The following is a 26,262-nucleotide window of genomic DNA, read 5'->3' as shown; positions in this document are numbered from 1 at the left end:
TATTGTTTTGCCGAGCTTCTGATGGAGTTGCCCCAAATATGGGGAGGACGTTTTTCTTAAGGAGAAGGAGTAGAAGACCACGCTACCCAGTTCGAATAATCTCAAGCCCAAGGAGTATCGCTTCGATTCAGGATCTTGCCTCAGGAAATCGTATTTCAAGAGCGTGGAGCAGAGTCTCAACACCGTAGCCCTCGGCAAGTCCAACGTCTCTGCGAGTTGTGCCAGGCTCTGCGCCTGCTCTTCCATACTAAAGGCAAGCATTATCTGCAGAGCTCTTTCCAACGACCTGTTGTAGAAGGCTTCTTCCTTATCGCGTTCCATGATGTTTCACCTGGTGAAATGGCTTTTCATACAATTAGCAGGAAACGCCGCGGTTTGTCAAGAGAAATTGCTGTATATCATGGTTGACGATGTCATATATAATACTGCCCCGAAAATGCAACGAGTTTTTCTTGTCATTATGTTTTGACAAAGAAAAAATGAAATGGTACTATCATGCAATGAACATTTATTTCATTAGATGGAACCAAAAGTTTTTCCTCAAATTATTGGGTGCAGCAACGCAAGGTTACCTGCTTCCTGTTTAAAGGCGTGCGCGTGAGAGGCGACCGCCTGCGCTTCGTGTCCCGGAGGAACCGCTATGGCGATAAAGGGCTTTACGGACTACGCGAAGGAGGATCGGGAAAAGTATAACAGGATGAGGTGGTGGCTTGGGATGACCTGGGGGGACATCTTTGACAAGGCCACGGATCTCTATCCCGGTAAAATCGGTCTCGTTGACGACACGGGCAGTTGGACTTACGGTGAACTTCGGGACAAGGTGGATCGCCTTGCCGTAAGCCTTATTAATCTTGGTGTCAAGCCGCTCGATTGGGTTCTTTTGCAGTTTCCCAACTGGCATGAATATGTTCTGGCGTTCTTTGCTATGCAGAAGATCGGCGCTCTGACAGTCCTGCTTATCCCAAGACACAACCAGTCCGAAGTCAATCACATGTGTGCCTTAACAAAACCGGTGGCCTGGGTGCTTCCGGGTCGGTACGGCAAGATGGATTATCAACCCGTGATCGACGATGTACTAAAAGAGAATGGCCAGCTCCGGCACATTATCCAATTACGAGACGGAAGAAACGAGAGGTATTTGAGCCTGACCGAGATGATAGAAAAAGCCGAAGTGACGGCGGAGAGCCTGCAAGTACTTAAGGACAGGCGGCCGGATCCAGACGAGGTTTCTCATATAATGCCGACAGGCGGCACGACCGGTCTTCCCAAAGCGAGCGTCAGGACGCATAACTCTTACATCACCAATGTGGAGTATCATTCAAGGGCCTGGGAAATTACGAGCGACGACACGATTCTCGTGGCCACGCCGGTAGGACACAGCATGGCAATGCATTGGGGTATCGGGGCTGCTTTCTTTAACTGTGCGAAGCTCGTGCTTATCGATTCGACCCGTCCCGAGGACCTCTGCGAGCGCATAGAGAAGGAAAGAGTCACGGCCATCCCTTCGGTCCCCGCCCTTATCACAAGGATCCTCAACATGGAAGGTCTCGAGAAGTATGACCTGACTTCTCTCAAGAAGATATCGATCGGAGGGGCTCCCAGTACACCTGAGCTTGTCCGTAGGGTTTATGAGAGACTCAAGTGCGTTTTCATTAACGGCTTCGGCTCTTCCGAGGGCACGAACATGTGCACGAGACCTGATGATCCTATGGATGTTATCTGCAACAGCGTCGGCAGACCCGCCTGTCCATATGACAGTATCAAGGTTATCGATGAAGCGGGGAGCGAAGTACCTTTCGGCGTTGAGGGGGAATTGGTATCCAAAGGTCCGGGCGTGTTCACGGGATATTTCGCGTCAGAAGAAGAGAACCGGGAGATCTTCACGCCTCAGGGATTTTTCAAAACAGGAGACAAGGCGCGAAAAGACCGCTTCGGAAATATCACCATAACGGGCAGGATCAAGGATATTATTAACCGCGGAGGCGAGAAGATCAGCGCGCTCGACATAGAAAACAGGATGTGTGACCATCCCGGTATCCGCGACGCTGCGGTCGTGGGTATGCCCGATCCGGTCCTCGGAGAAAGGATCTGCGCGTACGTGACCTTAAGGGCAGGCGCTGCGCTCTCAAGCGATGAGATCATCGCTTTCCTCAAAGCAAAGGGCGCATCGGTACAGCAACTCCCTGAGAGGATAGAGTTCTTGGACGAGTTGCCTGTGACCAAGGTAGGAAAGGTGGACAAGAAGGCATTGCGGGAAGACATTAAGAAACGGGTCGAGGGTTGACGGGGATATGTTTATTCCGCGCCGTCCAGTCCGGATGAGTCTAATAGGGCGGACCTTTCGGAACATGACCATCGCATGGACAGGGCACCTATCAGAAGCAGTAGTGGGTGTCGGCCATGGGGGTTAAAGCATAACGAGAATAAAACAAAGGAGGAGATGATATGAAGCGTTACACAAAGGCGTACATACCATACGGAGGTTACTACTCCACGCCGTTCAGTCGCTGGCAGGGCGGCATGCAGTACGACAATGCGATTGAACTGGGGGCAAACACTGCGAGAAGATGGTTTTTAGAGAAGCTGAAGAGGGACCCTGTGGCTATCGACTACCTGTTTGTAGGGAGCACTGTTGCCCAAAACCACTGGTTCTGCGCTCACAACTGGGCCGGGGCCATGCTGACAGACGACAAGAAATTTGTCCCGGGCCTCTTTGTCAATCAGGCTTGCTCCACATCCACCACGATTCTCAATCTCGCGGCCAAGGATCTGGAACTCGGCGTTTACGATATGGCGTTCGGACTCATGGCCGACCGATGCTCCAACGGGCCGCACACGACATGGGCTGATCCGTTGGGACCCGGAGGACAGCCGGAGAGAGAGGACTGGAACATGGACAACTTCAGCGGAACTCCCCGTCATCGTGCTGCTATGGTGCAGACCGCCGAGAACGTGGCGGCGGAGATGGGTATTACCAAAGAGGAATGCGATGTCGCAGTACTCAGGCGTTTCGAGCAATATCAGCAAGCCTTAAGCAATGATAGGGCGTTCCAGAAACGCTACATGTTTGCACCTGAGGTCACTGTGACCAAGAAGAAGAAAAAGCTCCTGGAAGAAGATGAAGGATGGACCCCGACAACGGCAGAAGGGCTTGCAAAACTAAAACCCGTTGTGGCCGGCGGGGTCTTAAGCTTCGGCGCGCAAACATTCCCTGCTGATGGCAATTGCGGTATTATCGTGACTACCCGGGACAAGGCCAAAGAGGTGAGCACAGACCCTAAAACTGAAATACAGATCGTTTCTTACGGTTTTGCCCGGGTCAAGCCAATGTTTATGCCATCCGCGCCGATCCCCGCCTCAGAAATGGCCCTCGCCAATGCGGAGTTAAAGATCAGCGACATAAAAGCGGTGAAGACCCATAACCCGTTTGCGGTAAACGACGTTGCCTTCGCCAAAAAGACCGGTTACGACCTCATGAAGATGAACAACAATGGATCGTCGCTGATCTACGGCCATCCGCAGGGCCCGACCATCGGTCGCGCCGTATGCGAGCTCATCGAAGAACTCGTGATCCTGGGCGGCGGATACGGCCTGGTCACGGGGTGCGCTGCGGGTGACACGGCAGCTGCGTTAATTCTCAAGGTTGGGTAGGTAAGACCAAAGAAGGATTGCCGATCGCAAGGGGGTAGACCCCCCTTGCGATCATGAAGATACGAGCGCCTTCCAAAATTCTCCCTGTTATTTGCATTCAAGGAAGAGGGCACAAGAACCGCTTGCACGTTGGCACTGCCAAAATGCCCGGTCTTCCCGGCCGGAATTGCAAGTCAGACCGTCTTCGCGTATAATCACTTCTGTTAAGCGACCCAGGACGAGTATGATAGAGAAGACCCTTGAGGATTTGAAAAGACTAGTACAGGTTTCACTGGGTGAGGTGGCGCCCGATCTTTTCGTAAAAGACGTAGACATTCTCGATGTTTTCAGTGGTAATATTTTCAAGGGTTGCATCTGGGTATACAAACACTGGATAGCCTACGTAGGCGAGAAAAAGCCTCGGACTGGAAATCAAACCGCGGTGATAGAGGGCGGGCAAAAGCTCGCCGTGCCGGGTTATGTGGACGGTCACGGTCACGCGGATCTTTTTTACAATCCATCCACCTTCGCGGAGTTTGCTGTAACCAGGGGGGCCACTACGGTTTTTTCCGATTCCCAGGATATGGTCGATTCAATAGGCGTTAAGGGCTTTGTCGAAGTATTGGGGGTGAGCAACGGATTCGCCTTGAAATACCTGTGGAGTGTTCCGGCTACCTACCCTCCCTATCCGGACGTAGAGGGTGGAGAACTATTCTCAATGGACGATATTCGTATGCTTTTTTCGAATTATCGGGAATGCGTGGCCATGAGTGAACTCTCTTCATGGGTCAGGATTTTGAGGCATGAGGAAAGCATACTTGAAAAGATGCTCATGGCCAGGTCACTGGGTAAGAACGTCGAAGGTCATACCCTTGGCGCTTCTTACGATAAATTGAATGCACTTGTCGCAGCGGGTATTACGTCGTGTCATGAGTCTATTACCATCGATGATTTGAAAAACAGGGTAAGACTCGGCCTGTATACGATGATCAGGCATGGCTCCATCAGGAGTGACCTGAAAGAACTGTGCACCGCGGCCAAAACGTTGCCCAAAGACTCATTGATGCTCGTGTCAGACGGCATGTTTGCCGATGATCTGTTGAAAAAAGGCTACATGGATTTCATCATTCAGGAGGCAATAGGAAACGGCCTGAGCCCGATTGATGCGATAAAAATGGCAACGTTGAATCCTGCGCGCTATCTTAAAGTGGACACAGAGGTTGGCAGCATCGCACCTGGAAGGGTAGCCGATATTCTTCTGCTCGACGACATTACTAACACTACGCCGGGCACTGTCATCGAAAAAGGAAGGATTGCCGCGAGGGATGGTGACCTGCTCATTCAATCAACCCCTTTCCCTGCCATGAGAAACAAACATAACCCTTTCGTCTTCGATAACATCCGAACTGATGAATTCCGGATTGAGCGCAGATTCGACGGTCCTGTTCCCGTGATTGATGTGAAGGACAAGACCGTGACGGGCAGGGTCGATCTGGTTCTCGATGGCGGAAGGTATCTTCTGCCTGAGAAGGCTCATGACGTGAGAGGGGCCCTGTATACGCGAAGGGACAAAAAACACTGGGGCAGGGGATTCGTGAGGGGATTAGGCGCATCCATAGGGGGTATCGCTACGAGCGTGGCGCACGAGACTCACGGGTTGCTCGTTCTCGGTTTTGACGACGAGGACATGGCGAAAGCGGCGAACGCCGTGCTCGACATGGGTGGAGGCATCGCGCTTGCAGATCAGGGAAAAATGATATATAAATTGGACTTGCCGATCGGTGCTACCATGTCTCATTTGAAGATAAAGGACGTGGCCGAAAGGATAACCGCGGTGAATGATATCATGAAGGATAGAGGAAGCGCGCTCCAGGACCCATTCTTGACGATCACCTACCTGACGCTTACGACCATCATAGAACTGAGGCTAACCGTCTCCGGTGTATACGACGTGAAGAAGGCCGCTATCGTATTTTGAAAAAGAAGAAGAACCTAAAGAAAAGACCGCGCTACGTTTACCTTGCGTGGCTCATCATCTGCTCGCTTATACTTCTTTCGGCCGGTACTATCGGGTACCTTCTAAACGGTATACCCTCCGTGAACGTGCTCAAGCATCTGGAAAACAAACCGGTAAGCAGCGTCTACGATACTAATGACCGGCTCGCGTATCTTTTCGTGCCTGACGAGCGCATCTATGTCCCCTACAATGCCATTCCGCAGCACGTGAAGGACGCCTTTCTGGCAGCGGAAGATGCTGAATTCTTCAAACACGGGGCTGTGGATCCTCTCGGGATCATCAGGGCCCTCGTGAAGAACGTGGCCTATGGGAAGCTCGCCCAGGGTGGGAGCACGATCACGCAGCAGGTCATCAAGTCCCTCATACTGGGGCCTGAAAAGAGCATGGCGAGGAAAGCCAAAGAGGCTATCCTCGCATATCGCCTGGAGAATTCCCTGACAAAAAAAGAGATCCTCAATCTCTATCTGAATAATGTGTATATGGGGCAGGGCGTATATGGTGTGGAAGCAGCGTCGCAGGTCTATTTCGGCAAACACGTATCAGAAATATCGAGGGCTGAATCGACCCTTCTCGCGGGAATTGTGCAGGCACCATCAAGATATACCCCGAAGAAACACCCCGGTAACGCCCGTATACGCCAGGAATACGTGATCAACCAGATGTTTGAGAAGGGTTTTATTAACGACAAGACAAGGAAGAATACATTAAAAGAGAAGGTGTCCATCAGGGAAGATGACGGGGTATTCTCGGGAAGTTACTACAAAGACTTCATCTATCACTACGTTGAGGAAAAATACGGCAGGGGTGTGCTCTCGCGTAAGGGGCTTAAAATCTACGCGGCCATTGACAGTGCGCTCCAGAAAACGGGCGAAGACGCAGTGAAGCGAGGGCTCACGGTCTATGAACAGAGACAGGGGCAATACGCGGTTTTGTTTCGGGTGGCAAGAGGAAGATGGGATAATTTTACGGATTCAGAGGAAAAGGACATCAAATTGACGGGACTTGAGAGCACAAAAATCTACAATCTCCTGATCTCGGAGCGGATAAAGGAAGGGTACCACGTCTATGCGGGCAAACAGAAGGGTACGCTGCAAATGAGCGTTTTTCCTTTTAGACCGGGCGATGTGGTCAAGGGCATGTACACGGGCACGGAAAAAAAAGGCGCCGGCTATACCTTTACGCCCGTTCGGACCCTTAAGGTCGAGGGGGCGCTCCTCTCAATGGATGTGTCCACGGGCTATGTCTACGCCATGATCGGGGGTAGAGATTTTGAGAAGAGTCCTTACAACAGGGCTGTATCTGCGAAAATACAGTCCGGAAGTGCCTTCAAACCTTTCATATACGTAACTGCACTCAAGAAAGGCTACGAACCGGACTCCATGATTGCCGATGAACCCAAACAGTACCCCATGGGTTCCGGAAAGACCTGGACGCCGAAGAACTACGACGGCAAATACCAGGGCCAGATAAGCGTGAAAGACGCCGTTGCCTATTCGAAAAATGCTGCTACGGTAAAACTGCTTGAAGATATAGGCATCGGCGCAGTCAAAGAAACTATGACTGAGCTCGGTATCGACGCACCCCTCGAAGACAATCTCTCCATCGCACTCGGCACATCGGGACTCACCCTTCTTGATCTCGTGAAAGGCTTCGCCGCGTTTGCCAACGGAGGAGAAAGAATAAGGCCCATCTTCATAAAGAGGATCGAGGATATACAGGGCAACGTGCTTGAAGAAAATGGGGTTGAGCGGGAAAGAGCCATCCCTGAGGACGTGGCGGCCAAGATGAATTACCTTTTGAAGGGCCCGGTTGAATATGGCACGGCCAAGGGGGTCGCCTCCAAGCTGGGATATCATATTGCAGGGAAAACCGGGACCACAAGTAATTATTATGACGCCCTCTTCATAGGTTACTCTCCGCGGATTGTGACGGGCGTCTGGGTTGGCTTCGATGAAAGATCCTCGCTTGGTAGAGGAGAGAGCGGTGCCCGCGTGTGTCTGCCTATATGGATGAGCTTCATGGCGTCGGCCCTTCCACGCTTTCCCTCGGATGATTTTGGCGCTCCCGCTGGCGCTGCGACAGACCCGAATCAGTATCTCCGCTAGATCATTTAGTGTTGTCATTTGCTCGCCAAAAGCGTTACACTAAGGTTCTATGAATTGAGCCCCATGAAAGGAGTCCTTATGAACTCGTTGTTAAAGACGGCCGGTATGATATGTTTTGGGATCCTGATCTCGTGCGTCTTTCGTTTGACGTGGGCCGCGGAGTGGACTTTATATTACCAGGCTGACACAGAAAAAGAGGGCCTGACGGTAACGGAGAGGTACTATATTGACACGTCAGCCGTTCAAAAACCGCAGAAAGAGATAGTGAGGTTCACGCAGAGGATGACCGCGACCTGGCCGGGACGCGAAGAAGCCGACAAGAAGATCACACGCATGGAGATCAACTGCTCTTCGCGTAGATACCGGGTTCTTTCCGCTACGGAATATGACGATGCGGGCAAGGCGCCGAACGAGGTTATAATTGACAATGCGCCATGGGCTTCTTTTACCCTCGATTCGGTCATGGGGATACTTCGTGATCAGCTTTGCTTTGAAAAGAAGCAACCGAAACCACAGGATAAGAGACCTGACAAAGAACCGGCAAAGTGACAGAATGGTGTTTGCGGGGCTTGCCTTTTGTTTGAAGCAGACTATTTTCCGATGCAAAACCGGCTGAATATTTCGGTGAGAATCTCTTCCTTGCAGGCCTCGCCCGTGATCTCCCCAAGGTGATCGATCGCTTCGCGAAGCTCCAGGGCCATAAATTCCATGGGGTCGCCATGCTCTTTGAGAACGAGTGTTCTTTCGATGTTCTCCCGCGCCCTCGCGAGAGCATCCCTGTGTCTCATGTTGGTGATGAGCAGAGCCTTGTCTTTTCTCGCTCCCCCCGTGAGTCTCTCAAAAATATGGTCTTTGAGTACATCGAGGCCAATGTCTTTGAGCGCCGATATTTCAATCCATTGGTATTCCTTAGAGGAAATCATATCTCTTTCGAGCAGTTGAGGCAGGTCCGTCTTGTTGATCACTACAAGACACTTTCTCTTGCCGATGGAGCGAAAGACCTCTTCGTCCTCGCATGAATACGGCTGCGAACCGTCGAGAAGCCAAATGATGAGGTCCGCCTCGGACACCTTTTGCCTTACCCGGTTGATCCCTTCTTCCTCGACTACGTTCGTTGGTTCCCTGATGCCCGCCGTGTCTATTATTCTTGTCTTGATGCCTTTCAAATAGAGCGTATCTTCGATAAGGTCGCGGGTGGTGCCGGCGAGGGGCGTGACAATCGCCCTGTCTTTGAGAAGGAGCGCATTGAAAAGGCTCGATTTGCCCACGTTAGTCCTGCCCGTGACGAGCACCTCGAAACCCTGCTTCATGGCCTGGCCCTCGTAGAAAGTATCAATGAGTCTTTGAATGTCGGTATTAATCTTCTTAAGAGGTCTGAAAGCAGCATCGAGATCCACATCGATATCCTCTTCTGGAAAGTCGATCAAGGCTTCTGTGGCCGCAAGGGCGTCCCGTAAGGCCCGCCCAAACCTTCGTATTTCTCTTGAAAGATCACCCCGAAGGTACTGTATTGCATAGTGAAGTTCCTCTTCGGTCTCGCTGTGAATGATATCGAGCACTGACTCTGCCTGGGCGAGGTCGATTCTTCCGTTGAGGAAAGCCCTTTTTGTGAATTCTCCCGGCTCGGCGAGACGTGCGCCATGTTCCAGGATAAGTTTCAATATGGCCTGTTGTACCCGATAACCCCCGTGGGCATGTATCTCAGTCATGTGTTCCCGGGTGTACGTGTGAGGCGCTTCCATAAAGGCGACCAACACCTGGTCAAGATCATCGCCGTGAGCCGGATCAGTGATGTGCCCCAGATAGAGCTTGTGCGAGATGAACTTTTTCCTTCGATTCTGCGGTTTAAAGACTTGTTTTCCGATAAGATGCGCGCGTTCGCCGCTTATCCGGATGATCCCGATTCCGCCCTGGCCGGATGGTGTGGAAATTGCGCAGATCGTATCAGCGTCTTCCATGAACTCCACGGGTATTCGCGCTATTCCCCGAGGGGGAGATGAGTACCTTTTTTGTGTGCCCCTCGCCCTCACTCTTGGTAGTAATATTCCGGTTGTGTTTAAAGAGGGTATGAATAATCCTTCTTTCGTAAGGGTTCAAGGGGTCCGTTTTTATTCCCTTACCGGTACGTTTAACCTTATTTGCCAGTTGCTTAGCCATGATAGTTAAATCTTTTTTACGCTTTTCTCTGTAACCATTTATATCTACTATTATTTTGAGATCTTGTTTGAACTTCTTTGCGATGGCGAGCCTCAGGATATGCTGAAGACTCTCAAGAATTTCGCCATCTTTGCCGATCAAGATATCCCCATCATTGCACTGGATAAGAAAGAGTATCCTGTCAAGCTTCTCGCTGATCTGGGAGACCTTTACGTTCAGGGACAACCCGAAGCGCTCACCGAACTCGTTCAGGAACTTTATGCCGAATTCCTCAGGCGAATCCTGCTGTTTATCCTTGATCCTTGCAGTAATCCTCACTTTTTTGGTTCCGAGTAGCCCCAGTATACCCTTGGTATCCACCTCCCTCACCTCAATGTCGAGGTCTCTTTCGTCGGCGCCAAGTTCCAGAGAAGCCTTTTTGATAGCCTCTTCGTAGGTTTTTCCTTCGACTTCAATAAACTCCATATGGCCTCCTTACGTCACCTTCTTGTTGATGTAATACTGCTGTCCGATTGAGATTACATTATTGACCAACCAGTAGAGCACAAGTCCTGATGAGAAGTTCCAGAATATGAAGGTAAAAACAATGGGCATGAGGAGCATCATTTTTTCCTGCATCGGATCAACGGCGGCCGTTGGGGTCATTTTTTGTTGAATGAATTGTGTTACTCCCATAATTAACGGGAGAATTCTCACAGGGATCACCCAGCCGGCTACGGGGAAGGAGAACAGGTCCTCGGGCGCGGAAAGGTCATTGATCCAGAGCATAAAGGGGGCGTGACGAAGCTCGATTGCCCCGCAAAGGCCCTTGTAAAGGGCGAAAAAGACCGGTAACTGAATGATCATGGGGAGACACCCGCCCATGGGATTGACGCCCCGCGTCCGATAGATGTCCATCATTTCCTGGTTCAGTTTTTGTTTGTCGTTCGGGTATTTTTCTTTGAGCTTCTTGACCAGCGGCTGCAATTCTTGCATCTTCTTCATGCTCTTATAGCTTTTCACGCTTAACGGGTAAAAGATTATCTTGATAAGTATGGTAAGGAGGATGATATCGATGCCGTAGTTATGGGTGACTCGATTTGAGAGGTTGAGTCCCAGTATAAGCGGTTTGGCGATAATATCGAACCATCCGAAGTAAACGATCTTCTCGGCATGCACGTTAAGACTCTGCAGAACGCTTGACTGTTTCGGACCAAAATAGAGCTTGCCCATGAAAGCGCCTTTTTCCGCGCCGAGTCTCAGCACCGGTATCTGATTCTCCGTCTTGAGAATCGAAAGCTGAGGCTTGGTGTTACCCTCAGGAATAAAGAGGCAGGCAAAAAAGCCTTCGTCAAAACCGGCGTACGTATAATTCCTTTCAAATTGCTGAGTTTGATCAATTTTGGTTATCTGCTCGAGCTTACCGTTATACACAAGTGGACCCTTAAAGATTAAGCTCGACTCCTTCTTGGTGTCGAGCAGGGCCAAATCGTAGTACACGGTGTCGGCAGTAGGCGCTTCGGGTTCTATTTTCACGTCGATGACGTAATTATCCGGATAAAACGTATACGTTTTTTTGATTTTACTGCCGTTCTCAAGGGTGCCCGAGAGCGTTATCGTTTCGGGCTTGTCCTTAACCGTTACGCTTTCTTTGTCGGCTTGAAAATAGGTGGCGTCGCTTGCCGCTGAAGCTCCAGCGGCCGGTCTCAGAGACGCTTGAGGTATGTAAACATAGGGTTTGATGTCTTCAACGAGTTCCTTGCTGCTCGTGCCCTTTACCGTCTCTCTGTATTTCTTGAGCTTCACACTGATGATGCCCCCGCCCAGATCACCGAGCGTCACTTTCAGATAAGGCGTCTCTGCGGTAAAGGTCCTTCCTATCTTTTTTTCCACCTTGGAGACAGATTCCGTTTTTGTCGGGAACGCTTTTTGGGTCTGTGTTTCTTTTTTTGTTTCCTTAATCTCGTTCTTCTGATCCTTTGAAAGGGGCTCAGTCTGGGTCTGGGTCTGTGCGGGAGGCTGCTTTTGAGTTTCCTTGGGTATAAAGTAAGCCTGATACACAAAAATCAGAACCATGATTAATCCCAGTGCCACTATAGTGCGTTTGTCCATTCGATACCTCCGTTATTTCACCGGATCGTATCCGCCAGGAAACAAGGGATTGCACTTGAGAATCCTCCTCAAACCTAACAGAATACCCTTCCAGATGCCTTTCTTTTCAATTGCTTCAGCCGTGTAACAGGAACAGGTGGGATAAAACCTGCATTCGGTGGGAACATAAGGCGAGATCAATATTCCGTAAAGCTTTATCAGATAAACCGCGATTGTTTTCATGATGTAATAGTTCTGTTCCCGGGCGCATTCCCTGTGTGAGATAGAGCGCTTATTTCCTTGCACACGGCCTCGAAATCGGGTCTTTGCGGCACTCTTTTCACCTTTACCAGATTGTCACAGCCATCCGCGAAAAGTTCTTTGCGCAATCGAAAGCATTCCTTTATTAACCGCTTCATCCTGTTTCTGATGACCGCTTTACCGACCTGTCTGCGAATGGCCACGGCGATCCGTTTCGATCCATACGTGTTTTTGCGAATGAGAAGGGAGAAGAGGGCTGTTTCTGAGCGCTTTACCCATTGCGCGCCACGGAAATCCCCCTTTTTGAGCCTTTCGTTCTTCTGAAAACGAAATACCGTGTCAGATACCATCAAAAAACTTTATACACCATAACTTTCAGTGCCGTAGGACTAAACGGTGAGACTCTTTCTCCCTTTTGCCCGCCTTCTTCGTATCACGTCTCTGCCCGAGGCAGTTCTCATTCTCACAAGGAAGCCGTGCGTCCGCTTTCTGCTTTTGTTGTGAGGTTGGTACGTCCTTTTCATAATCTTATCACCTCAATCAAATTTTGGAAGTATTACTAAACCATAAAAACTGAGAAGAGTCAATAAATACCGATGCATCGTGGCTATCATGGGCCACTGCCACACGCATGGCCGGGACATGGCGGGGATGAAAAAGAACGGGTGTTTCTGTTCGTTTCCATCAGGGGTCACTGATGGCGCGTTGACGCGTTCAACTAGTTGCTTTAGTTCTTGATTTTTAACGGAAAGAAATGTTACATTCACTCGATTTCATGGATTCTTAATGCTCGAAAGGAGTTTAAATGAAAAAGTATGAGCCTGACGCGATAAGAAATCTCGGCATATTTTCCCACGGAGGAGAAGGCAAGACGTCAATAGTGGAGGCCATGCTTTTTCTCGCAGGAGAGAATACGAGACTCGGCAGCGTGGACGACGGCACGTCCCTTATGGATTATGAACCTGAAGAAATAGAAAGAAAGATCACTATTTCGTCCTCCCTCGCCTGTTTTGAGTGGGGCAAGAATAAGATCAACCTGCTCGATACCCCGGGCGACGACAATTTTATCTCCGACGCCAAACTGTGTATGCGGGTTGTGGATGGCGCGATCATCGTAGTGAGCGCCGTTTCGGGGGTGAAAGTTCAGACCGAGAAAGTCTGGGAGTATGCCAACGAGTTCGCCGTACCGGTTTGTCTTCTCATTAACAAGCTGGATAGGGAAAGGGCCGATTTTGCGAGGACCTTAGAAGATATTCAGAAGAGTTTCAGCGACAAGACAGTTCTTGTTCTCCAGGTCCCCATGGGAATAGAAGAGGATTTTAAGGGGGTCATCGATCTTCTCTCTATGAAAGCGTGCGTGTATAAGAACGATCTTTCGGGCGGATTTGATATCGTCGATATTCCGCCGGAATATCTCGATGAGGCCAAAAAATATAGAGAAAAGCTTGTCGAGACTGCTGTAGAGATTGACGATGAGGTTATGGAGCGTTATCTGAACGGAGATGAGATCAAGGACGCCGAGGTGGAGCAATGTTTGAGGACAGGCATCTTTGCCCGCAAGATCGCACCGGTCATGTGTGTCTCCGCTGCAAAGAATATCGGCATCGGAAAGGCACTTGATGATATCGTGAAATACTTCCCGCCTCCCACGTATCGAAAAGAGGTGGAAGGTATTAATGTGAAGACCGGTGAAAAGATGGCGAAAGAAATGTCGGTCAGTAAACCCTTCAGTGCCTTCGTATTCAAAACATTTACGGACCCTTTTGCGGGCAAGCTCACCCTTTTCAGGGTCTATTCCGGAGAACTTCATCCGGATATGACCGTGTTGAATTCCACAAAGGATGAAAAAGAAAGAATCGGCCAGATCTTCTACCTTGTAGGCAAGAAACAAAAGCCCGCCGGCTTGGCTCAGGCAGGCGATATTGCCGTGGTTGCAAAACTCAAAGAGACAGGCACCGGCGACACCCTGTGTGATGAAAAAGCGCCTATCCGATATGAAAGCGTAACGCTTGCCTCCCCCGTTATATCATTTTCACTGCAGCCGAAAGCCAAAGGCGACGAAGATAAGCTCAATACGTCCCTTGCGCGACTCATCGAAGAAGATCAGACCATAAGGTATTCACGGGATGAACAGACAAAAGAGTTCATTCTCTCAGGCATGGGGCAGGTCCACATCGAAGTCATCGTTGAGAAGATGAAGCGGAAGTTCGGCGTGGAAGTCGAGCTGAAAGAGCCCAAAGTCCCTTACAAGGAAACCATCAAGGGAACAACCAAGGTACAGGGGAAGTATAAGAAGCAGTCGGGCGGCAAAGGACAGTACGGAGACACCTGGCTAGAAATCGGCCCGCTGCCCCGGGGCACGGGATTCGAATTTGTCGACAAGGTGGTCGGCGGTTCGGTTCCGAGGCAGTACATACCGGCCGTTGAAAAGGGTATTGTGGAAGCAATGAACCAGGGCATGCTCGCCGGTTATCCCGTAGTGGATTTTAGGGTGGCCCTTTACGACGGTTCCTATCACGACGTGGATTCATCGGAAATGGCGTTCAAAATCGCGGCATCCATGGGATTCAAAAAAGGTCTTGAGCAGTGTAAACCGGTCCTGCTCGAACCGATTATGAGAATAGAGGTTATCGTCCCCGATGAGAACATGGGTGATATCATGGGTGACATGAACTCCCGCAGAGGTAAGATTATAGGTGTTGAAAGCAGAGGAAACAACCAGGTGGTCAAGGCTACTGTGCCTATGGCGGAGATCCTGCGGTACGCACCTGACTTAAGATCAATGACAGGCGGCAGGGGAACCTTCACCATGGAATTTGATCATTACGAGGAAGTTCCCGGACAGATAGCAGAAAAAATCATTGAAGCAGCGAGAAAAGAAAAGGAATTGACTGAAAAGCAGTGAGAAACGTTTGAGTGTATAATGCCACGGGCGTAAGCATAGCGCCCACGGGCAAGAGATAGGCCATGAAATAATCGGTGTAATAGGGAAGGGTCCTGCTTAGGCAGGACCCTTCACGTTAGGCTATACGTGTTTACGAGGGAGTCGGAAGTGCGGGCTGTGATTCAGAGGGTGAAAGAGGCGCGTGTAGAAGTTAAGGGAAAGATCGTCGCGAGTATTGGGCCAGGGCTTCTTGTTCTGCTCGGCATTGCTCAAGCAGACACCTCCGTGGACATCCCATGGATGGTCGACAAGATCGTTCATTTGCGGATATTTGAGAGGGAAGATGGCAAGTTCGACAGTTCCGTCCTCGACGTCCGGGGAGAACTCCTGTTAGTGTCCCAATTTACCCTTTACGGCGATTGCTCGAAGGGTAGACGCCCATCATTTTCCCAGGCCATGGGAGCGGAAGAGGCGAGGGCGCTTTTTCAATTGTTCGTAGAGAAAGCGCGTGAAAAAGCGCTCCGCGTTGAGAGCGGCATTTTTCAGGCGCATATGGACGTTTCGCTTATCAACGAAGGCCCTGTCACGATCATTCTTGATTCCAAGTCATAGATAGAGGCGTGGCCCAAAAGGTTTTTTCTTTTCGGCGCGAGGTGGGGCACATTCATGTGCAACTCTTCCCACCGGCCATTCGCACAATTGGCCGAGGGCATGAAAAGCCGCAGCTTTTTTTCAGAAATAATTCCAAAAAAGACTTGTATTTTTCTTCGGTTTGTTTATATTTGAGTTCTATTAGGTACAACTTTGTTGAGCATAGCGAAGACATTATCCTATTTGCATCCTATACGCTTGTGTCCTTCATCAGCACTGTTTGTCAACATCGGTATGAAATCCGCTCACACGGAATCAAACTTCGACGCCACAGTGCTCAGGTATTGCAGATGCGAGAACCCTCGAGAGAGACGAGACCTTGATTATGATTGTGTTTTTAAGATGCTCAGCGGAATGGAATCACAGAAAAGGAGACCCTCATGTCGAATGATTTTGTTGGCGATCTCTCCAAGAAGAGACTCTTCGAGCTCATAAAGCCTCTACTGGATGAAAATTCATCCGGCATGCTGGCGATCAAGGGAGACAACGCGGGTGAACTTTATATAGAAGAGGGTAGCATTGTCCATGGCAAGACTGGTTCCTTCTCTGGAGAAGAAGCGATTCTTGCCATGATGGAATGGGATACAGGGTTTGCCTCGTTCGATCGGCAAGCCGCGATGGAAGAACAGACTGTATACATGCCTACCGAGCAACTGCTCGCCATATGGAGAAGTCGGGAGAACGAATGGGAGAGGATCAGGGAATTAATCCCCTCTTCCAACACCGTTTACCGGCTTTCTTTGGGCGACGGCTCCGAGGAGAAGCACATTAAGGCCATACAATGGAGCATTCTGGCCTTGTGCGACGGCACCAGGGCGGTTTCTGAGGTTGCCGCGGGGTTGAAATTACATATCTTTGAGACGTCTCAAATCATGTACAAAATGGTCCAGGACGGGCTTTTGGAGAAGGCGTCCGAAAAGGACATGGCCGAGACAGTGAAAACAAGACCGACCGTGCAGGGAGATTTTTTTGTTGTTTTTCAAACGGAGCTGACAAGGATCATTGGGCCGCTCGCCCCCATCATTATTGACGAGGCCCTTGAGGATTTCGGGGAGTCGAAAGACGCTTTTCCTCAGGATCGCCTCCACCTTTTTGTGGAGTCGGTGGGGGGACAGATCGCTGATACGTCGAAAAGAACCTCTTTTGTCAGACTCGTGATGGAGCCTTTTGTCGAGGAACTGAAATAAACCTTATGCGGGAGAATTCATTATGATGACCAAGGATAAGATATGGGAAGGACTACTATTCAGATTGATCATGGGAATTCTTGTCCCTGTCTTCCTGGCCTTCTTATGTATGGGGTGCATACTTTTTTTGAATGTAGATATCGGAAATTTTCATTTCGCAAGCGTCAAAGGCATCTGGCTTGACAGCGTGAACGAACTGGGAGCGGCGAGCCTCAAAGATTCTGCGAACCATGTGAACAAGTTAGGCGAAAAGCTTATCCAACAGCAGGCCGAAGACGTGGCCAGGCAACTTGAGATTTACATCAAATCTTTTCGGCGGGCCATGCCGGCGGAAAGGCTCTTTGCACATAGCGACGCAACGCTCACAGAAATCCTTACCCAGAAGGTCGGAGAGACGGGGTATATAGTGGTCTGTGATAACAACAACATTATCCGCTACCATCCTGATCCCGAATTCATGAATTCCGACGCGACTAAGTTGTACGATAAGCTGGGTCCGAGCTTTGTGAAAATCGTTAACGCTGCGATCGCCGGGGCCGGCGCAGGCGGCTATTATGAATGGACCGATACGAGTGGGAAGACAAGGGGTAAGTATTTGTGGATCACCCCGGTAAAGGGTACCAATTTTTCTATTGCCGCAACCGCCTGGACCGAGGAGTTTTCAAAACCATCGAGGGCCATCGAGGCGAGGATAAGCGACCTTACGCGTACGTATTCCGCACAGCACAACAAGAAATTCGCTCTTTTAATCTATGTTCTCATCGCCATCTTTCTTATCCTGTTTGCGGTGATTTATGTCTACTGTTTTTGGGTGATACGTCCGATCCGCCGTTTATCGGAGGCGGCCGATACGATCAGCATGGGCGATTTGAATGCGTCCATAGACGTAAAAGCCAGGGGTGAAGTCTTAATTCTCGCCCAGTCGATTGAAAGGATGCGGGCGAGCATTAAGATCGCCATCGACCGGCTCAAGAAGAAGAGATAGTGAGGGAGTTTCATTATCTGAAACGGGTTTTGGCGACCCAGGTTGTCAAAAACAGATGCACGCCCTATAATTGCAAAGGAAGCTCATTTCGTGCTTAAGCGATGAGAAGTATCGAAAGGAGGAGTGACATGTCAGAGGAAGAAAAAAAAGACAAAGGGATCAGTCGGCGCCAGTTCCTCAAAGGAACCGCTGTCGCCACAAGTGCCTTGACCGTCGCAAACCTCATTCCATCAGGCAGTGCATCCGCCAAGGCCAAAGGATACTCGATAAAGTGGAACAAGGAAGCCGATGTGGTCGTAATCGGAGCGGGCGCAACGGGACTCCCGGCTGCAATTGTGGCTCGCGAGGCCGGAGCTCGGGTGATCCTCGTGGAAGCGGCCTTTGACATCGGTGGTCACGCAATAACAAGCGGCGGTAATATTCCGCTCGGCGGCGGTACAAGCGTGCAGAAAAAGGCTGGCATCAAGGATTCGCCGGACATTCTCTTCGAGGATTTGACCGACTGGTCCGTTGTTCAGCCCAACGGATTTCCCGATTACCGGTACAACGATCGGGAGATCATCCGTGCCTTTGCCGACAACAGCGCTTCAAGCTTCGAATGGCTTCTGGCTCACGGGGTTGTCTTCGTCAACAGGGCCCCGGACACGCTCGGAGGAACCTCGGTGGGAAACTCGGTGCCCCGCGAGATGCACGCAGCGGCAATGGACTGGCCCATGGTCCAAACAGGCGTGCCCGCTGATTTTACCGTCAGGGCTACGACTTCTACCGGTAACGGGCTTATGAGGCCGCTGGAAGTAGCGGCCAAAAAGGCGGGTGTCCAGATCTTGCTTGAGCATAAGATGACGTCGATTTATCGCGAGGGGTCGAGCACGGGAAGGGTCCTCGGGGTGGCTGTGGACAATAAGGGCAAGAAGTTAAACATTCGGGCCAAAAAAGCCGTGATCATCGCCTCGGGTGGCTCCACAGGCAACGTGAATTTCCGGCGGATGTTCGATCCTCGCTTGACGGAAGAATATTGCGGCCTTTCAGGCATGCCCTGGTCGGACCAGGATGCGTCCGGTGAGCTTGCGGCCATGGCAATCGGGGCATCGCTCTGGGGGCTTTACAATCAGACCGGAGAATTCGGGTCGAATATTACCAAGCCCGGCACCATCGGATGCCAGTACAATTACCGGAACCTGCGGTGGATGCCTGGCAGCGCCGTGTTCAAACTTGCCCGGGCATCGGGATTGCCGGTTGCCGACTGGCAGAACCTTATTCTCGTCAACATGCTGGGCAAACGATTCTACGATGAGACTTCAGATCAGTTTACCGCGAACAATGCGGGACAGATAAATCCGTATGTACAGGGCAGTTATCTGAATGCGACCAATGTAAAGTACAGTCCAAGCAATTTCATTAATGCAGCACTTGCCGGGATCGGCGACGGGAAGAACGGCGGCGGCCCCATCTGGGCGATCTTTGACTCAGACGCTGTGGCGAGACAGAGATGGAGCCCGAATTCGCCAAACGTGGATTCAGACGCCGGTTTCTTTTTCAAAGCAGATTCAATCGCCGAACTGGCGGCTAAGATCGTTATGAAGTATCAGCGGGTTCCTATGCCGAGAGGCAATCTCGAAGAGACTGTGGCCAGATATAACTCATTCGTCGATGCAGGCAAGGACGAGGACTTCGGTAAACCCGCGCCTAAGTATAAGATTGCCAGGCCTCCCTTCTACGCGGGCTGGGCAACGCCTGTGGTCCACGATACCCGCGCCGGTTTAAGGATCAATGCCAAATGCCAGGTGCAGGACATGAACGGCCAGGTGATTCAGGGTCTTTATTGCGGCGGGGAATCGGCTGGAGGCTTCAGTCAACACGGCCTGGCCCGGGCCATATGTCAGGGGTACATAGCCGGCAAAAATGCAGCGCTGGAAAAGGCCATGTAGTTTATTGCCAAACGCATCCTGGAGAAAAGGCATGAAAAAAAGACTATTCGAATTATCCTGTATAGGCTCCCTCTTAGTCCTCATGGTTATCATGAGTCAGGCATGGTTCACAGGGGCCGGGGCGGCAACAACGGCTCCGACCGCGGCTCCGCAGGCCAACCCCCCCGCTTCTATGGATTCCCAAAAGGCCTGCCTCGATTGTCACGGGCCTTTCGACAAGCTCGCAACGGCAAGTCCCGGCTATCTGGCGCCGAGCGGCGAGAAGATCAACCCGCACCGGTTTGTGCCCCATGACTCGAAAGATGCGAAGGCGATTCCGGGGTGCACCAATTGCCACCAGGCCCATCCGCTTCCGCCCACGGCCGCCGCGCTTGCCGCCATTCCCAAGCCGGACGTAGAGTGGTGCTATACGTGTCATCACAAGAATAATTTTACGAATTGCGCGCAGTGTCACAATAAATAGCGGGTGAGCGATACCAAGATCTTGACAGACCGATAACCGGGAAGGGTTCAGTTCTTTCCTGTTATCTCTCAGTGACCACAGTCAGGGTGGAAGTATCGAGTATGGCGACTCTTATTTTTGTGAAATACCGGGGCGCTGGATTGGCAATCCCTTGCCACTTGAGCTTCATGAAAGCCTCGATTTGCGCCCTCTTCAGAGCAGTGAACGCGTGAAGCCTCTTATCCGACTGGATCTGACTAAGAGCAATGCGAAAGCTGCGCGATGGCAAAACCGATAAAGTGCTTTCGAGGAGCATGAGGAGCGGTTTGGTCACGATCTTTTCATCCCTTCATTGAAAAAACTTGACAGACAAGATCAATCATCTTAGCCTGTACACTGAAAGGCGTGATGGTGCTGTGCAGAAGAAGAAAAGAGACCTTCCAAAAATAGATATTTATCGGGCATGGTGCAAGGCCTGCGGGATTTGTGCGGCTTTTTGTCCCACAGGCGTTCTTGACCGCGACGAAGGCGGATATCCCTATGTTAAAGAGCCACAGAAATGCATTAACTGCGGCTGGTGCGAGATAAGATGCCCGGATTTTGCCATTACTGTGGAGAAGAAGAAAGAAGACGCAGGGCAGGTGAGAAACTGATTTGAAAAAGAAAGACCGGAAGGAACTGCTGCTTCAGGGGAATGAGGCAATCGTTGAAGGGGCCTTGCGGGCCGGATGCCGTTTCTTTGCCGGCTACCCCATTACCCCGGCTACAGAGATATCCGAGCTGTTGTCGGTCAGACTTCCCCGGGTGGACGGCACGTTTATTCAAATGGAGGACGAGATTGCGAGTCTCGGGGCTGTGATCGGCGCGTCGCTCGCGGGCGTCAAGTCGATGACTGCCACAAGCGGTCCAGGTTTTTCTCTTATGCAGGAGAACCTCGGTTTTGCCGTGATCACCGAAGTCCCCTGCGTTATCGTCAATGCCATGCGGGGTGGGCCGAGCACCGGTCTTCCCACGTCGCCCTCTCAAAGCGATGTGATGCAGGCGCGTTGGGGAACGCATGGCGATCACCCTGTCATCGCGCTTTGCCCTTCCACGGTCAGGGAGTGTTATGACCTGACTATCACTGCTTTCAATTTCTCGGAAAAATACCGCATTCCCGTGATTTTGCTTGTTGATGAGGTCGTGGCCCATATGCGGGAGAAGGTGAGTCTATCGGATCGCGAGGGGATGACGATCTTCAACAGGGTAAAGCCTACCGTGCCGCCCGAGTGGTACATTCCTTATGAGGATAATCCGAGGGGTGTGCCGGCCATGGCCGCCTTTGGGGACGGTTACCGGTACAACGTTACCGGGCTTACTCACGATGTAAGGGGTTTTCCAACTTCCAGGCCGGATGAGGTTGACCCGTTCATCAGAAGGCTCTTCAGAAAGATAAGCCAGAACTTTGCCGATCTGCAGATCGGGGAATTTTATGAAACCGATGACGCGGATATCACGATTATTGCCTATGGCTCAGTTGCCCGTTCGGCCAGGAGGGCCGTGCTTGATGCCCGCGCGCGGGGCGTGAAGGTGGGGCTTCTTAAGCTTAACACCTTATGGCCTTTCATGAGGACTCAGGTCGAACAGGCGCTCAAGACCTCCCGGATCGTCATCGTTCCTGAGATGAACATGGGACAGATATCAAGGGAGGTAAAACGGGTCAACAGGGACGGCACCAAAATCTTTACGATCAACAGAGTGGACGGGACTATCATAACACCTCAGGAGATTATGAACAGAATTAAGGAGGTTTCCTGATGGCCGAGGTTACCAAACTGATCCACAAGTACTTGAGACACGACAAGAAATTTCCCCACGTCTGGTGCCCCGGATGCGGTATAGGGATCATGCTCGGTTCGCTCATCCGGGCAATAGATGAGACAGGGTACAGTCAGGACGAAGTCGTTCTCGTATCGGGCATCGGCTGCACGGGCAGATTGCCGGTTTATGTGGATTTTAATACGCTCCATACCACCCACGGCAGGGCGCTCACCTTCGCGACCGGCGTGAAACTCGCAAAACCTGCGCTCAAAGTCATAGTGATCATGGGGGATGGCGATGCGGTTGCCATCGGAGGGAACCATTTCATCCACGCAGCCAGGAGAAACATCGACCTGACCGCCATTATCGTGAATAATAGCGTCTACGGCATGACAGGGGGCCAATATTCACCGACCACACCCTACGGGGCGAGGTCTGCCACCACGACTTACTCGAACGTGGAGCACGCTTTCAGCATATCGGAACTTGCCGTAACGGCAGGGGCCGCTTTTGTGGGCCGCGGGACCGTCTATCACGCAAAACTTCTGGACAGTCTCATGGTGCGTGCCTTCGCGAAAGTCGGGTTCTCCGTAGTTGAGGTCATCTCTCACTGCCACACGCAATACGGGAGACTTAACCGTCTGGGCTCAGCCGTTGAAATGATGCAGTGGCAGAGGGACCATGCCGTTCCCGTTGAAAAGGCGACACAGATGACGGGCGATGAGTTAAGAGACAAATTCCGCATTGGCGTGCTCGTTGAGAGAGACCTGCCCGCTTACGAGGAGGAATATGAAAAAGTGAGAAAATGGGCGAAACTGACGGAGAAGCCATAGCATGGGTTATCGCTACGACATACGTTTGAGCGGCTCCGGAGGCCAGGGCATTATTCTCATGGGCATTATCCTCGCGGAGGCAGTCGGCATCTATGATGGAAAATACGTGGCCCAGACCCAGAGCTACGGACCGGAGGCGCGCGGAGGCTCAAGTAAGGCGGAAGTGGTAATTAGCGACGGCGAAATCGACTATCCCAAAGCCCTGCGGCTTGATCTCCTCCTGGCCATGAACCAGAAAGCCTGTGACGATTACTACATGGATTTGAAAGCCGATGGCATTCTGATCGTCGATTCTACCCTCGTAAAGCAGGTACCCGTTTCAAAGGCGTACCAGATACCATTCACCCGCCTTGCCCGAGAGAAGTTCAAACGGGAGATGGTTGCCAATATCGTGGCCTTAGGAGCGTTGAGCAGACTTACGCCCGTGGTATCAATGAGGGCCATTGAGTCCGCCGTGCTCGCCCGCGTTCCTAAAGGCACGGAACAACTTAACCGGGATGCGTTGAGAACCGGCATGACGATAGCAGCAAAGATTAAAAAGATCGCCTTTCCTGACTCGCCCAAAGAGCTTGAAGATGAAGATACATGAGTATCAGGCCAAAAAGCTCCTTGATGCGTATGGCTTACGGGTTCCGAGGGGCGCTGCTGCAAACTCACCGGAAGAAGCCTTTCGTATTGCGCAACAGATCGGCCAGGGTCCCTACGCGGTCAAAGCGCAGATTCATGCAGGAGGCAGGGGTAGGGCTCACGGCATTGAGACAGTCGAAAAAGCCGACGACGTGAGAGGGGTCGCCCGTCGTATGCTGGGAGGCACACTCGCAACGGACCAGACCGGAGCCTGCGGTAAACCGGTGCAGATGCTCCTTATAGAAGAAGCAATTGATGCGCAGAAGGAGCTGTATCTGGGGATAGTTGTAGACCGTGAAAGCGCCTGTCCGGTGGTGCTTATGAGCGCTCAGGGTGGTGTGGACATCGAGACGACGGCTGGGACGAATCCCGAGAAGCTCGTGAGAGAAACAATTGACCCCCAGATTGGCTTGAGGCCGTTTCAAGTAAACAGGATAATTTATGCTTTGGGCATTGATCAGGGACTGTCGGGCGTGACGGGCCGGACGATTATGAATCTCTATAGACTCTTTATCGAGAAAGATTGCTCCCTGGCGGAAATAAACCCTCTTGCCATAACAAAGAACGGAGAACTCGTGGCGCTCGACGCCAAGCTCAACTTTGACGATAATGCACTGTACAGACAGGGAGATATACAAGGATTGCGTGACGTAAACCAGGAAAATCCGCTCGAGGTGGAGGCATCGAAGTACCACCTCAATTACATCAAGATGAATGGTAGCGTGGGCTGCATGGTAAACGGCGCAGGTCTTGCCATGGCCACCATGGATCTGATAAGCCTTGTCGGGGCTGAGCCGGCAAACTTCCTTGACGTGGGCGGAGGGGCCACGAGTGAAATGGTGAAACAAGGTTTGAAAATCCTCCTGTATGACAAGGATGTGAAGATGATCTTCATCAATATTTTTGGGGGAATACTGCGCTGTGACGTGCTTGCGGAGGGGATCGTCAAGGCGGCCCGCGAGATGATCATCGATCTGCCGATTGTGGTCAGACTGGAAGGAACCAACGTGGAAGCAGGACGAAATATCCTCTCAGGATCGGGGCTCTCGTTGACCGTGGCTAAGGACTTAAGAGAAGCCGCGGCCAGAATTGGAGAGATCGTAAGGAGCATAGGATAGAAAGGTCGTTTCTCTATTGAGATGATGCTTTCTCTACGCATGAAGGGAAGATGAGCATACTCGTTGACAATGGGACACGACTCATGGTCCAGGGCATTACGGGCAGCGAGGGCGCGTTCCACACAAAACAAATGGTGGAGTACGGCACAAAGGTCGTGGCCGGAGTCACGCCGGGCAAGGGGGGGTCCACTATCCTGGGGATACCCGTGTACAATACGGTCCGTGACGCTGCGCTCTCAACCGGAGCGGACGCCTCTGCCATATTCGTGCCCCCTCAATACGCGGCAGATGCCATCATGGAGGCCGTCGAGTCGGGCCTTAAAACGGTCGTCTGTCTTACCGAAGGGATACCCACACTTGATATGGTCGTGACGAAGCAGTATGTGAGGACGAGACAGACGATCCTTATCGGCCCCAACACCCCCGGCATCATTTCTCCTGGGCAATGCAAAATAGGTGTAATGGCCGGATACATCCACATGCCCGGAAAGGTTGGCATAATGTCAAGGAGTGGCACCCTTACCTATGAAGTGGTGGACCAGTTGACGAGCATGGGGATCGGTCAATCGACCTCGGTAGGCATAGGGGGCGATCCCATCGTGGGGCTCTCCTTCGTCGATCTTCTTGAGATGTTTGAACGAGATCAAGACACCGAGGCTGTCGTCCTTATCGGTGAGATCGGGGGGAACGCTGAAGAAGATGCAGCTATCTATTGCAAAGGGCACATCACAAAGCCGGTAGTTGCTTTCATCGCTGGCCTCACCGCTCCGCCGGGGAGGCGCATGGGACACGCCGGAGCGGTCGTGTCTAACGGCAAGGGCGATGCCGCTTCTAAGATAGAGGCGCTTAAAGAGGCGGGAATTACGGTGGTGAGAAACCCCGTTGAGATCGGCGAGACCGTGGCCCACGCTATCGACAGATTCCGGGCTCGCTGACAATCGACAAAAAGCAGGCTTTTTCATGTGTCCGAAGGGACGAAAAGGGTCTATATCATGGGCTCCGGCGGCCCTGCTTCTTGTTTGCCCGAAGCCTCAAGCATGCGAAATCCCCAGTCCGCACGGATAAACGCGAAAAGGCCAAAAAGGATCATAAGAAGAACTCCGCCGGCGAGCCAGAGATTATATTCCTTCTCATAGTAGACCTTTCCCTCTCCCATAGCCGGCATTTCGGCGGGCGTGAGCGGTAGTCCATACTCTCTAGCGAGTTCCGTAACATTATCAATCTGTATGACAGGGATATTCTGTCTGAGAAACCGGGCGATGAGAGAATCAGTTTTTCTATCGAGGGGTAGGTTCGTTGTCAGAAGACCAGTCTTGAGCAGCCTTTTTAGGGGTCGTATGCCTACGGCTGCCCGTCCTCCACCCACGTTTATGTAGGCCTTTGGAACCTTCCTGTCGAAATAGATACGCATTCGTTCGTCGATATCTCCTTTCACCGTGGAGGGTTCAATCATGAAAAGGCCGTTTCTCTCTATCGCCTGGGTGATGGTGCGACGGCCGCTCTCGGTCATCTCTTTGCCTCTATCATTCTTTCCTCCCATGGATGCTGCCACCGAGTGCGAAGGGAA

26 protein-coding genes are annotated in these 26,262 nt (G+C 51.4%); 17 read left to right on the top strand and 9 right to left on the bottom strand.

Annotation, left to right across the window (positions count from 1 at the left end):
• On the bottom strand, nt 1-321 hold a 321-nt coding region (locus tag VMT62_15160; protein ID HVN97767.1), incomplete at its 3' end, for a helix-turn-helix domain-containing protein.
• A gap of 319 nt (nt 322-640) precedes the next feature.
• Between VMT62_15160 and VMT62_15155 the strand changes: the two genes are divergently transcribed.
• The 5 genes from VMT62_15155 to VMT62_15135 all read left to right on the top strand — a co-directional run bounded on the left by VMT62_15155 (nt 641) and on the right by VMT62_15135 (nt 8,301).
• Nucleotides 641-2,284 carry an AMP-binding protein gene (locus tag VMT62_15155; GenBank protein HVN97766.1) on the top strand — a complete coding sequence of 548 codons (1,644 nt, stop codon included), beginning with the start codon at nt 641-643 and terminating at the stop codon, nt 2,282-2,284.
• A gap of 161 nt (nt 2,285-2,445) precedes the next feature.
• Nucleotides 2,446-3,651: a thiolase family protein gene (locus VMT62_15150; GenBank protein HVN97765.1), complete on the top strand. Its 1,206-nt coding sequence runs from the start codon at nt 2,446-2,448 to the stop codon at nt 3,649-3,651.
• Nucleotides 3,652-3,874: 223 nt separating this feature from the next.
• Entirely contained in the window at nt 3,875-5,608 is a 1,734-nt protein-coding gene (locus VMT62_15145; protein ID HVN97764.1) for an adenine deaminase C-terminal domain-containing protein, read from the top strand.
• Entirely contained in the window at nt 5,605-7,752 is a 2,148-nt protein-coding gene (locus tag VMT62_15140; GenBank protein ID HVN97763.1) for a PBP1A family penicillin-binding protein, read from the top strand. Before VMT62_15145 ends, VMT62_15140 begins: the two co-directional genes overlap by 4 nt.
• 78 nt (nt 7,753-7,830) lie before the next feature.
• Nucleotides 7,831-8,301: a surface-adhesin E family protein gene (locus tag VMT62_15135; protein HVN97762.1), complete on the top strand. Its 471-nt coding sequence runs from the start codon at nt 7,831-7,833 to the stop codon at nt 8,299-8,301.
• A 41-nt stretch (nt 8,302-8,342) separates the two neighbouring features.
• Here VMT62_15135 and mnmE read toward each other — a convergent pair whose 3' ends face one another.
• Genes mnmE through rpmH form a run of 6 tightly spaced genes read right to left on the bottom strand, consistent with a single transcriptional unit; the run spans nt 8,343 to nt 12,764 of the window.
• Nucleotides 8,343-9,710 carry a tRNA uridine-5-carboxymethylaminomethyl(34) synthesis GTPase MnmE gene (gene mnmE, locus VMT62_15130; GenBank protein HVN97761.1) on the bottom strand — a complete coding sequence of 456 codons (1,368 nt, stop codon included), beginning with the start codon at nt 9,708-9,710 and terminating at the stop codon, nt 8,343-8,345.
• Nucleotides 9,697-10,374 carry an RNA-binding cell elongation regulator Jag/EloR gene (jag, locus tag VMT62_15125; protein HVN97760.1) on the bottom strand — a complete coding sequence of 226 codons (678 nt, stop codon included), beginning with the start codon at nt 10,372-10,374 and terminating at the stop codon, nt 9,697-9,699. The genes mnmE and jag overlap by 14 nt, the downstream gene beginning before the upstream one ends.
• Nucleotides 10,375-10,383: 9 nt before the next feature.
• A complete protein-coding gene (gene yidC / locus VMT62_15120; GenBank protein HVN97759.1) occupies nt 10,384-12,000 on the bottom strand; it encodes a membrane protein insertase YidC in 1,617 nt (538 codons plus the stop codon).
• Between the two features lie 12 nt (nt 12,001-12,012).
• Entirely contained in the window at nt 12,013-12,222 is a 210-nt protein-coding gene (gene yidD, locus VMT62_15115; protein HVN97758.1) for a membrane protein insertion efficiency factor YidD, read from the bottom strand.
• On the bottom strand, nt 12,219-12,590 hold the full coding sequence (rnpA, locus tag VMT62_15110) for a ribonuclease P protein component (GenBank protein HVN97757.1): 372 nt from the start codon (nt 12,588-12,590) through the stop codon (nt 12,219-12,221). Before rnpA ends, yidD begins: the two co-directional genes overlap by 4 nt.
• A 39-nt stretch (nt 12,591-12,629) precedes the next feature.
• The gene (rpmH, locus tag VMT62_15105; GenBank protein ID HVN97756.1) at nt 12,630-12,764 is read right to left on the bottom strand and encodes a 50S ribosomal protein L34; all 135 of its coding nucleotides are present in this window, start codon (nt 12,762-12,764) and stop codon (nt 12,630-12,632) included.
• A 281-nt stretch (nt 12,765-13,045) separates the two neighbouring features.
• Here rpmH and fusA point away from each other — a divergent pair, with 281 nt between their 5' ends.
• The 6 genes from fusA (at nt 13,046) to VMT62_15075 (ending at nt 20,338) form a co-directional block, all read left to right on the top strand.
• Nucleotides 13,046-15,145, top strand: a complete 2,100-nt coding sequence (gene fusA / locus VMT62_15100; protein HVN97755.1) for an elongation factor G — start codon at nt 13,046-13,048, stop codon at nt 15,143-15,145.
• 147 nt (nt 15,146-15,292) lie between these two features.
• A complete protein-coding gene (gene dtd, locus VMT62_15095; GenBank protein ID HVN97754.1) occupies nt 15,293-15,736 on the top strand; it encodes a D-aminoacyl-tRNA deacylase in 444 nt (147 codons plus the stop codon).
• Between the two features lie 419 nt (nt 15,737-16,155).
• Nucleotides 16,156-16,962 (top strand): DUF4388 domain-containing protein, encoded by an 807-nt coding sequence (locus VMT62_15090; protein ID HVN97753.1) that lies wholly within the window; start codon nt 16,156-16,158, stop codon nt 16,960-16,962.
• A 22-nt stretch (nt 16,963-16,984) separates the two neighbouring features.
• Nucleotides 16,985-17,947 (top strand): HAMP domain-containing protein, encoded by a 963-nt coding sequence (locus VMT62_15085; protein HVN97752.1) that lies wholly within the window; start codon nt 16,985-16,987, stop codon nt 17,945-17,947.
• A gap of 128 nt (nt 17,948-18,075) precedes the next feature.
• Nucleotides 18,076-19,875, top strand: coding sequence for an FAD-dependent oxidoreductase (locus VMT62_15080; GenBank protein ID HVN97751.1), 1,800 nt, complete (start codon nt 18,076-18,078; stop codon nt 19,873-19,875).
• Between the two features lie 31 nt (nt 19,876-19,906).
• The gene (locus VMT62_15075) at nt 19,907-20,338 is read left to right on the top strand and encodes a cytochrome c3 family protein (GenBank protein ID HVN97750.1); all 432 of its coding nucleotides are present in this window, start codon (nt 19,907-19,909) and stop codon (nt 20,336-20,338) included.
• 61 nt (nt 20,339-20,399) lie between these two features.
• Here VMT62_15075 and VMT62_15070 read toward each other — a convergent pair whose 3' ends face one another.
• On the bottom strand, nt 20,400-20,651 hold the full coding sequence (locus tag VMT62_15070) for a hypothetical protein (protein ID HVN97749.1): 252 nt from the start codon (nt 20,649-20,651) through the stop codon (nt 20,400-20,402).
• An 82-nt stretch (nt 20,652-20,733) separates the two neighbouring features.
• On the opposite strand from VMT62_15070, the gene VMT62_15065 reads away from it, so the two are divergent.
• From VMT62_15065 to sucD, 6 genes are read left to right on the top strand one after another with little or no spacing between them, the layout of a single operon-like run.
• A complete protein-coding gene (locus tag VMT62_15065) occupies nt 20,734-20,970 on the top strand; it encodes a 4Fe-4S binding protein (protein ID HVN97748.1) in 237 nt (78 codons plus the stop codon).
• A gap of 1 nt (nt 20,971) precedes the next feature.
• The gene (locus tag VMT62_15060) at nt 20,972-22,114 is read left to right on the top strand and encodes a 2-oxoacid:acceptor oxidoreductase subunit alpha (protein ID HVN97747.1); all 1,143 of its coding nucleotides are present in this window, start codon (nt 20,972-20,974) and stop codon (nt 22,112-22,114) included.
• On the top strand, nt 22,114-22,950 hold the full coding sequence (locus tag VMT62_15055) for a 2-oxoacid:ferredoxin oxidoreductase subunit beta (protein ID HVN97746.1): 837 nt from the start codon (nt 22,114-22,116) through the stop codon (nt 22,948-22,950). Before VMT62_15060 ends, VMT62_15055 begins: the two co-directional genes overlap by 1 nt.
• 1 nt (nt 22,951) lies before the next feature.
• Nucleotides 22,952-23,539: a 2-oxoacid:acceptor oxidoreductase family protein gene (locus tag VMT62_15050; protein ID HVN97745.1), complete on the top strand. Its 588-nt coding sequence runs from the start codon at nt 22,952-22,954 to the stop codon at nt 23,537-23,539.
• Complete coding sequence (gene sucC, locus VMT62_15045) at nt 23,526-24,695, top strand: ADP-forming succinate--CoA ligase subunit beta (protein HVN97744.1); 1,170 nt, start codon at nt 23,526-23,528, stop codon at nt 24,693-24,695. The genes VMT62_15050 and sucC overlap by 14 nt, the downstream gene beginning before the upstream one ends.
• A gap of 50 nt (nt 24,696-24,745) precedes the next feature.
• Nucleotides 24,746-25,630 carry a succinate--CoA ligase subunit alpha gene (gene sucD / locus VMT62_15040; protein ID HVN97743.1) on the top strand — a complete coding sequence of 295 codons (885 nt, stop codon included), beginning with the start codon at nt 24,746-24,748 and terminating at the stop codon, nt 25,628-25,630.
• A 50-nt stretch (nt 25,631-25,680) separates the two neighbouring features.
• Here the strand turns inward: sucD and pgsW are convergent.
• On the bottom strand, nt 25,681-26,262 hold a 582-nt coding region (gene pgsW / locus VMT62_15035; protein ID HVN97742.1), incomplete at its 5' end, for a poly-gamma-glutamate system protein.

It is taken from the genome of Syntrophorhabdaceae bacterium, assembly GCA_035541755.1.
Taxonomy (GTDB): domain Bacteria; phylum Desulfobacterota; class Syntrophorhabdia; order Syntrophorhabdales; family Syntrophorhabdaceae; genus PNOF01.
Note: the sequence above shows the minus strand (reverse complement) of the source record. Positions and strands in the feature narration are given on the sequence as shown.